Origin of the sequence: Intrasporangium sp. (genome assembly GCF_040414665.1) — a bacterium.
In the GTDB taxonomy this organism is placed as follows: domain Bacteria; phylum Actinomycetota; class Actinomycetes; order Actinomycetales; family Dermatophilaceae; genus Intrasporangium.
Map to the genome: position 1 here is coordinate 19,457 of NZ_JBEDUL010000158.1, position 9,188 is coordinate 28,644.

Consider the following 9,188-nt stretch of genomic DNA (forward strand, 5'->3'; position numbering starts at 1 on the left):
GCACGCTCATGCCGGTGACTGGCTGTTCGCTCTTGTCGGTACGCTGGCGCGGCCCAGGCCCTTACCGATCATCGGGACGGCCCACTCGACGTGACCAGACCGCTGGCCCAGGGTCCATGCCCGGTCTGCTCGCGCCGGATCTGCACTGGCGTGGACAGGGCAGAGACGGGCTTGCCTGACAAGCAGCGATCCAGGGCCAGTAACCCCACGTCAAGACCCAGCCCCACATCAAACGGCCGGTGTCGGCGTTTGTCAGGTCACGCTCCGACGCAGACATGCCCGAGACACATAACAACGGCTAATTGCTGGGATCAACTGCCGTCTCTACAGGACTGGCTGCACCTCGACAACCATTCGGAGTCCTCGGAACCGGTGCGGTTCAGAAGTTCGTCGCCATGTTGGTGAAGCGGCTGAAGTGCCCCTGGAAGGCAACGACGATCGTGTCGGTTGGGCCGTTTCTGTGCTTGGCCACGATCAAGTCAGCTTCGCCCTCGCGAGGAGAGTCCTTCTCGTAGGCCGCCTCGCGGTGCAGCAGGATCACCATGTCGGCGTCCTGCTCGATGGAGTTGTGGACCGCGACACCGTTGGCGATGAAGTTGTGCGTGCCGAGAACCGTTGCGTCATAGACCTCTTCGACACCGTCCGCCTCCACTGAGGCGACCTCGTCCCAGAGCACGTCGTTGGCGGCCTCCAGGTCGAGATCGAGGCTGTCGAGCAGCTCCGAAACGCGCTCCAGGTCGTAGCCGTCGTCACCGACGAACCCATCGCCCAGGTCCTCCGGGCCAATCGTCACCCGTGACTCACGCGCCCCCTCCCCGCGGTCACGACCAGCAGCGGCGGGCACGCCTGCCCCTGACCGCTCCCGCACAATGGCCAGCAGGACCTCGGCGGCTGCCGACCGCTCACTGTGGATGGCAACCTCCTGCAGGAACCGGCGCTGATCGTCAACACCGACCACCGCGAGCTCCCACGACTCGTCGATCGAGGCGATCACCGTCGAGATGCCGAAGCGCAACAGCAATCGCGACACGTCCTCAAGCAGTTGACGCGACTTGTGCCGCAGCACGATTCGACCGTCGCGCGCCTGCTCATCCACCGTCACCTGCCCATCGATGGCCCACAGGCTGTCGATGAGCAGCCCGATCTGCCGCTTGGGGAAGTACGCCACGTCAGGCGGCAGCGTCCGCTCTGACATCGGGTAGACGTCGAACCCGATCCCGCACCCCATCGCCTCGACGCGCGCCCCTGGCCGCTCCCCCGTCTTTGACGACATGATGAGCGCCCCAAGGCGGATCTCGCCGTCGTCGAGCACCTGCTCGTGCTCCTCCGGCGCAGGGACATGCCGCGGCACGGCAACCTGAGCCCCGCTCCGGAGCTCCCCCAGAGGTGTCCAGCCCGACACGGTGAGGAAGGGGTGGTTCTCCGTCGCCCGCACGGTCTTCCCCGAGGCCAGGGTCAGCCGGAACACGGGTCGCACGCCGGTCGAGAACACCTTCGTCATCGGCCGCGCCACGTAGCGCAGCGACTCGTCGAGCCCCCACACCGACACCTCGTCCTCAGGCCCACGGGCAAAGTGGTCGACCAGGTCACCGATGGACATCTCGGCGCCCGTGTCCGCACGCAGCACCCGAGTGTCCGCCGTCAGGCAGCCGGACTCACGCAGGTCGCTCATCTGCGGCTTCTTGTCGGTGCGCTGCTCCGGCCCACGGTTCAGCTGCGAGATGGCGATGACCGGGACCTCGAGCTCCTTCGCGAGCAGCTTGAGCGCCCGGGAGAACTCCGACACCTCCTGCTGCCGAGACTCGACACGTTTGCCCGACGACATCAGCTGCAGGTAGTCGATGACGACGATCTTGAGGTTGTGTCGCTGCTTGAGCCGCCGGCACTTCGCCCGAATCTCCATGAGCGACATGTTGGGCGAGTCGTCAATGAACAGAGGCGCATCCGAGACCTTGCCCATCGTCGAGGCGAGCCGCGTCCAGTCCTCCTCGCGCATGGTGCCCTTGCGCATGTGCTGGAGCTGGATGCCGGCCTCGGCCGAGAGCAGGCGCATGGTGATCTCGGTGCGGCTCATCTCGAGTGAGAAGATGACCGCCGCCATCTTGTGCTTGATCGCGGCCGACCGGACGATGTCCAGGCCGATCGTCGAGTTGTGGGTGGGGATCATGGCCCGGCCTGCGAGGTACAGGTGGTCCTGCGCCTCCACCTCGATGCATCGGACCGGCACTGACCCAACCCGCTCCACCCGATCGATCTTCCACAGTGCCAAGGTGATTCCCGACACCCCGAAGCCCGGCACCCGCTCGACCGTGATGACATGGCCCAGCCCCTCGGCGGTCAGTAGCTCTGCCGTCGTCAGGACACGCGTGTCCGATCCGTCGAGCCGAACTGACCACTGGTGCTGCTCGTCCGCCACGAGCACCGACCCGTCGGAGAACTCAACCTCGTAGCAGGGCCGGTCCCCCATCACCTCGGTCGCTCCCACGACCCGAGTCGCTCGGCCATCGGCACCGAGCACGAGGTCGCCGACCGCCACGTCGCGCATCGTCGTCCAGCCGCCGGGCGTGGCCAGCGGCGTGTCGAGTGCCAGGGCCTTCCCCATGGCGGGACGGGCCGCGATGACGATCATCTGGCCCGGGTGCAGCCCGTTGGTCAGCGCGTCCAGATCGGTGAATCCTGTAGGCACACCGGTCATCTCACCAGACCGGCCGGATGCCACCTCGATCTCGTCCACCGTGGCCTCGAGGATGTCCCCGATGGCGTGGTAGTCCTCCCCGCCTCGCTTGTCAGCGACCGAGTAGACCTCGGCCTGAGCGGCGTTGACGATGTCCTCGACATCGCCGCCACCTTGGGCATAACCGAGCTGCACGATGCGGGTGCCCGCCTCGACGAGGCGCCGCAGCACCGCGCGCTCGGCCACGATCTGCGCGTAGTACCCGGCGTTGGCCGCGGTCGGCACCGAGGCGATGAGCTGGTGCAGGTAGGCCTGCCCGCCGATCCGCGTCAGGTCGCCGCGCTTGGTCAGCTCGTCGGCGACGGTGATTGCGTCAGCCGGCTCGCCGCGCCCGTAGAGGTCGAGGATGGCGTCGTAGATGAGCTCGTGAGCGGGCCGATAGAAGTCGGTGCCCTTGAGCTGCTCGACACAGTCGGCGATGGCGTCCTTGGACAGGAGCATGCCGCCGAGCACCGACTGCTCCGCGCCGACATCCTGGGGAGGCAACCGGTCGTCCGGTGGCCCGCCCTCGCGCGAGAGCGTGGCGAACGCACTCGTGCTCAGCTCATCGAGCGACACGCGCTCCCCTTCCGTGACGACGTTCATCCCCTGACCCCCACTGCACCATGCGCCACTGACATCCCGCCTGAGTGGCGCGCCGCGGCCACACTGAGCGTCACGGAGGGGGTGACAGGCGCGCCCCCGGTTGGGACCGTTCAGCGAAGCAGGGCACCACCGTAGAGCCCAGCGGGAACCGCTCACAACGCGAACCGCCGAATAGGCCAAACTGCCTGTGGACAACATGTGCAAGAGCGGGGACGACACACCGGCCCTAGCTGTGGACAACGTGTGCGGAGAGCTGTGGCTGCAGATGTGGATCCCCCTGCCGTTCCTACCGAACGACCTGCACAAACGTCCGTCCACGCCCTGTGGACAGAAAGGAGCAGGTGCCTGTGCGCCGTCCACAGGCCCTTCACAGCAACACGCCCGGCTCCCAGGAACGCACCAGTGCTGCAACAGGGTGCGTTCCGAGGAGCCGGACGTGTTGCGGTTGAGAGGGGGGCGGCTCAGTGCGGGCCGGCCACGCAGAACTCGTTGCCCTCCACGTCCTGGAGCACCGTCCAGCGGACCCCGTACTCGTCGTGGTCCGCAACGACCGAGGCACCCAACCCGACGAGCCGCTCGACCTCCGCCTCACGGTCTTCGGCGGAGAAGTCCGGGTGGGCCCGGTTCTTCGCCACCTTGGGTTCCGGCACCTTGGCGAACATCCACGGCTGCCCACCCGGCTCCTTCAACCCGATCGACGCGAACTCCTCGCTCGCGCCCTCATCGAGCGGCCGGTCCAACGCGGCCGACCAGAACTCCCCCAGCCGCCGCGCGTCGCCGGAGTCCATCACTATTGCACCCATTGTCAGTGCCATCATGAGATCCCTTCTCTGTGTGGTTGATTCACGGGTTGGCCAGCTCGACCGGCCAGCAGATGTCGGTTCGGTAGGCCGAGGGGTCCTCGACCTCGCGCGGCCCCACGACATAGAGCTCCCGCACCGGTGCTCCGGTCGGACGCCCATGGTGCGCGACCCAGGCACCGAGCGCCTGGTACCGCTCATCGATGGAGTCGTAGCTCCCCCGATGGGTCAGCACCGCGGCGGTCACGTCGGGCAGCTCGAGTCGAAGCAGACCGGCGCCAACATTGGCGGGAGCCCGCTCCACCGGCACGTAAGCCGTCGCGGGTTCCCCTGTGTCGTCAAGGATCTCGGGCTGGTAGAGACCGCCGGGAGAGCCGGCCACGCGCAGTCCGAGCGCCTCGATGCGAGCGAGCACAGCGGCATACGACCTCTCGAGGAACGTCGCGAAGCCGTCCCCGCTGACGACCCCCGACACCCCGATGGCGGTCTGCGGCGCCAGCCGCACGACCCGCGCGGGCGTCTCGTCCGCAGGCTCGGTCCGGGACAGCTCGGCAACGATCCGCTCGGCCCGCTCGAGCTCCGACCGCATCTTCGCCGTGTGCTCGGACAGCACCCGACGCGTGACCTCGAGGTCGCGGGCAGCGAGCACGTCACGCACCGCGGCGAGCGGGACGTCGAGGTCCCGGAGCCGCCGCACGACAGCCGCATCAGCGAGCTGGCCCACGTGGTACGAGCGGAATCCGGTCTCCTCGTCGACGACGGCCGGCTCGAGGATCCCCTGCGCGTGGTAGGCACGCAGCGCCTTGATCGAGATGGACGACGCCCGGGAGAACGTCCCGATGGACATCAGTGGTTCGGTCACGCGCCCATCGTGGAGTCTCCCCCCGGGGGAGAGGCAAGACCAGTCGAGGCCGTATGCCGCTGAGCTCGGTCAGCCGTCCAGGCCTGCTGCCGCTTCGGCGTAGTACTCGCGGTTGCGCAGGCCGGTGGCCGCCGCCTCGTCGACGACGACCCACGCTCGCGGGTGCCACTGGAGGACCGAGGCCGGGCAGGACGCACTGAGTGGCCCCTCGACGGCCGCGGCGACGGCCGCCGCCTTGCCGAGCCCCTTCGCCACGAGGACCAGGGCCCGGGCCTCGAGGATGGTCCCCAGGCCTTGCGTGACGCAGTGGGTCGGCACGTCCTCCGGGCGGGCGAAGAAGCGGGCGTTGTCGAGACGCGTTCGGTCCGACAGGCGTTTGACCCGGGTCCGGGACGACAGGGACGACCCCGGCTCGTTGAAGCCGATGTGGCCGTTGGACCCGATACCGAGGATCTGGACGTCGATGCCGCCCAGCTCCTGGATCGAGTCATCGTAGGTCGCTGCGGCAGCGTCGAGTTCGTCGAGGGTGCGGCCTGACCCGTCCGGGACGTGGAGGTTGGCAGGATCGAGCCCGAGGGGGTCGCAGACCTCCCTGGTCAGGACCTCGCGGTACGACTGCGGGTGGCCAGCGGGCAGCCCGACGTACTCGTCGAGGGCGAAGCCATGCGCACCGGTCAGGTCGAGCAGCCCGGAGCGCCGGGCCTTGGCGAGCTCGCGATAGAGGCCGAGCGGTGAGGAGCCGGTCGCCAGTCCGAGGATCCCGCTGGCCGTGGCGTCACCCGCGATCGCGCTGGCGAGCTGCTCCCTGACGATGGCGGCGGCCCGGACGGCCACGTCCTCGGCCGTGGGAAGGACGATGATCTCCATGCCGACCATGGTCCTATCCCGCCGCCGGCATCGTGTCACCGAGGTCGATGCCCAGCGTCACCCCGGCACGCCGAGCAGCCGCACGAGCGGTGCAGCCACGGCGGGCGAGCCGCCGTACGTGACGAGGTCCGCGCCGCCCCGTGGCCAGCCGCACTCGACCACGATCGTGGGATGGCCACCAGCGCGGAGTCGTTCGCAGACCTCCCACGCCGGGTGATCGGCAGCGAGGCCGCGACCGATCACGGCGACCTTCGCCCCCGTCGGCACGGCAGCAGGGTCCGTCGCCGCGCCGATGGCGGCGGGTCCCCATGGGACGATGCCGACGGCCGGGTTGCTTCCCGTCTCGACCTGGACGATGCAGGGCGGCGCCGGGGATGCGAGCCAGGTCCGGGCAGCCTCAGAGATCTCGAACGCCCGCTCGACCCCCAGGTCGAAAGGCTCGGACGTCACGGGGCTGGGTTGGCCGGTCGCGGGGTAGGCGGCAGCGAGCCGAGCCACACGCCCGCGCGCGTCGACCAGCCGCTCCTCCGTGAGCCGGCCCTGCTCGACCGCGACCAGCACCGCTTCGACGACCTCGTCGACCTCCGGACCGGTCGTCTCGGAGCCGAGGCACAGCAGGTCGCAGCCGGCCGCCAGGGCGCGCACCGCCGCTTCGGGGACGCCGATCGTGCCGCTCGCGCCGACCATGTCGAGCGCATCCGACACGATGACGCCGTCGAACCCGAGCTCCCCGCGCAGGAGGCTGCGAAGCGCCTTCTCCGAGAAGGTTGCCGGAACCACGGGGTCGATCGCCTCGACGACGATGTGCGAGGTCATGACGCAGGCGACCCCGGCGGCGACAGCGGCCCGGAAGGGCTCCAGCTCGCGCACCTCCAACACCTCGCGCGGCACGCTGACGTGGGGCAGTCCGAGGTGCGAGTCCACGTGCGTGTCACCGTGGCCGGGGAAGTGCTTGGCGCAAGCCGCGACGCCCACCTCCTGCAGTCCCGCCACCCACGCCGCCGAGTGCCGCGCCACCGCCGGCGGCGAGATACCGAACGACCGCGCGCCGATGACCGGGTTGTCGTCGGCCGAGTTGACATCCGCCACCGGGGCGAAGTCGAGGTTGATGCCGTATGCCGTGAGCTCGCGTCCCATCCGCGCCGCCGCGTCCCGCGTCAGCCGGGTGTCGTCGAGACGGCCGAGCACGGCGTTGCCCGGCTCCGGCGACCCTTCGAGGTAGTGCACCCGCGTCACGTCGCCACCCTCCTCATCGAGCGCGATGAGCAGATCAGGGCGACCGTCACGAAGGGATGCGCACAGGGACGAGAGCGCCTCTGGCCCAGCCATGTTCGGTCCGTGCAAGCAGACGGATGCGAGCCCAGCGGCATGCGCCTCGGTGACCCACGCCGGGACGGTGGTGCCCTCGAAGCCCGGCATGAGCGTGCCGAGGACGAGGCGTCTTCGCGCTGCACGGTCGTTCGACAGGCCGAAGGTGCGCCGGCGCATCAGGACTTCTCCTCCATGACGCCATCTTCCATCCGAAGCCCCCTCGCCTGCCGGGTTACCCTCGAGGCATGTGCCGGAACATCCGACAGCTCCACAACTTCGAGCCCCCTGCAACCAGTGACGAGGTGCGGGCCGCAGCGCTCCAGTACGTCCGCAAGGTGAGCGGCGCCACCAAGCCGAGCCAGGCCAACCAGGCCGCCTTCGACGAGGCCGTCGACGCGATCGCTCACGCGACCCAGCACTTGCTCGACCACCTCACGACGAGCGCCCCACCCAAGGACCGCGAGGTCGAACGGGCCAAGGCGAGGGCCCGGAACGAGGTTCGCTTCGGCACCCCCGCCTGACCCTCGGCAGTCAGCAGCAACTCAGTTCAGCCTGATCCACGAGGCGAGGATCCCACCACCCAGTCGACCGCAGCTCCCTGCAGCGAGGCGGGCCTCGAGCGTGCTGAATTCGGCCCTGGCCGCATACCGGCGCGGGCAGGTTCCACCCTCTGGCTCGAACACAAGGACTCCACCCGGCTCGATGGTGACCACACCGCGCTCCGCGACGAGGCGCCGGCCGGTGGCCGTCGTCTCTTGCGGCCGCTCGACGACGATGTAGTGGGCCCGGGTAGCCGATCCCTGAATGTCGTCGACGACGGCGAGCAGGCGGTCGGTGCCGGTGAGCAACCACGTTCCCCGAATGGAGGACAGCCAGCGGACCTGGTCAAGGGTCGTCGTGCTTCCGAGAAACTTCGAGATCGGCGGGGCGGCAGGTGGAGGAACCAGTCGCAACATCTCAGAGTCCACCCACCACGGAGACGGGTGCCAGTCGTCCAGGCAGGGAGTGCCCTTGCCCGTCCACTGGGTCTGGAACCGGTCATGGTCGATGACGGTTGTCCTCCATGAGCCCGTGCATCGAACGTTTCCCAGCGCGCCGGTGGCCACCAGAGTGCTGCCCTGAAGCGAGAACGAGTAGTCATCCCGCGGTTCGGGTCGGAAGAGGTCACTTGGGTCCGTGAGCTCCTCGAAGCGTCCGTCGGCAGCGATGACCAACACCTTCGGTTTGGGGTACTCCATGGGCTGCCACACTCCGACGAGGTAGGCCGACGTCAGAGTCGGGGGAACCGGCTTGACCGGGACGGGCCGCGGAGCCGGGCGCCCGATCAGGAGGACCGCAGCGAGGGCGACGGCCACCACCATGCAGGCTGCCGCCACCGCCAGGGTCAGCGGACGACGGCCGCGCCACAGGCCGCGTCTGCCCGAGGCGAGGAGCTCCCGATACTGGTCCTCGACTCGACGCTGGTCGGCATCGGAGACCTCCACGCCCGCGGCGACGTGCTTCAGGGCCCACGCCACCCGGGCCTCGGTCTCCTTCAGGGCGGTCATCGGTTCACCTCCAGGTTCTGGTGGAGCCGTTGAATCGCCCGGTGCGCATGCCGTTTGACGGTGCCGATCTCGAGCTCGAGCAGCGCCGCCGTCTGGGCCTCCGTCAGGTCGAGGTAGTAGCGGCACACGACGACCTCACGCTGGCGCTGCGGCAGGCCCCGCACGAGCTCCGCGATGCGCAACGCCTCGTCGGTCGCGGCGTCGCCGTCGACCCGCGGCGTCGTGTCACGTAAGGCGCCCATCCGGTCACGCAGCCGACGCGCCCGCACCAGGCCCCGCTGCGCGGACCGGCACTGGTTGACGACCGCCGCCCGCACATAGCCGGCCAGTGACGCCTTGTCCCGCACACCGTCCCAGTTGCGGTAGACCGCGACGAACGCCTCCTGCACCGCCTCCTCCGCGAGATTACGATCGCCCACGAGCAGCACCGCGAGCCGAACCAGCTGCCGGCCGTGCTCCACGAACAGGTCATGGACGACGAC

At 69.1% G+C, this 9,188-nt stretch carries 8 protein-coding genes; 1 reads left to right on the forward strand and 7 read right to left on the reverse strand.

From position 1 onward, the window contains the following. Window positions 1–379: 379 nt before the first annotated feature. The 5 genes from dnaB to ABF401_RS16985 form a co-directional block, all read right to left on the reverse strand. Window positions 380–3,319: a replicative DNA helicase gene (gene dnaB / locus ABF401_RS16965; RefSeq protein ID WP_353510758.1), complete on the reverse strand. Its 2,940-nt coding sequence runs from the start codon at window positions 3,317–3,319 to the stop codon at window positions 380–382. Window positions 3,320–3,780: 461 nt separating this feature from the next. Further along, a complete protein-coding gene (locus ABF401_RS16970) occupies window positions 3,781–4,134 on the reverse strand; it encodes a VOC family protein (RefSeq protein ID WP_353510759.1) in 354 nt (117 codons plus the stop codon). Between the two features lie 28 nt (window positions 4,135–4,162). Continuing rightward, window positions 4,163–4,981 (reverse strand): MerR family transcriptional regulator, encoded by an 819-nt coding sequence (locus tag ABF401_RS16975; protein WP_353510760.1) that lies wholly within the window; start codon window positions 4,979–4,981, stop codon window positions 4,163–4,165. Window positions 4,982–5,050: 69 nt separating this feature from the next. Continuing rightward, window positions 5,051–5,848 (reverse strand): glucosamine-6-phosphate deaminase, encoded by a 798-nt coding sequence (locus ABF401_RS16980; protein WP_353510761.1) that lies wholly within the window; start codon window positions 5,846–5,848, stop codon window positions 5,051–5,053. Between the two features lie 57 nt (window positions 5,849–5,905). Beyond that, window positions 5,906–7,336 carry a glycoside hydrolase family 3 protein gene (locus ABF401_RS16985; protein WP_353510762.1) on the reverse strand — a complete coding sequence of 477 codons (1,431 nt, stop codon included), beginning with the start codon at window positions 7,334–7,336 and terminating at the stop codon, window positions 5,906–5,908. A gap of 68 nt (window positions 7,337–7,404) precedes the next feature. Here ABF401_RS16985 and ABF401_RS16990 point away from each other — a divergent pair, with 68 nt between their 5' ends. Next, window positions 7,405–7,680, forward strand: a complete 276-nt coding sequence (locus tag ABF401_RS16990) for a DUF2277 domain-containing protein (RefSeq protein ID WP_353510763.1) — start codon at window positions 7,405–7,407, stop codon at window positions 7,678–7,680. Between the two features lie 21 nt (window positions 7,681–7,701). On the opposite strand, the gene ABF401_RS16995 is transcribed toward ABF401_RS16990, so the two are convergent. Together ABF401_RS16995 and ABF401_RS17000 are read right to left on the reverse strand one after the other, a co-directional pair. Next, the gene (locus ABF401_RS16995; protein WP_353510764.1) at window positions 7,702–8,706 is read right to left on the reverse strand and encodes a hypothetical protein; all 1,005 of its coding nucleotides are present in this window, start codon (window positions 8,704–8,706) and stop codon (window positions 7,702–7,704) included. Beyond that, on the reverse strand, window positions 8,703–9,188 hold a 486-nt coding region (locus tag ABF401_RS17000; protein ID WP_353510765.1), incomplete at its 5' end, for a sigma-70 family RNA polymerase sigma factor. The genes ABF401_RS16995 and ABF401_RS17000, both read right to left, overlap by 4 nt.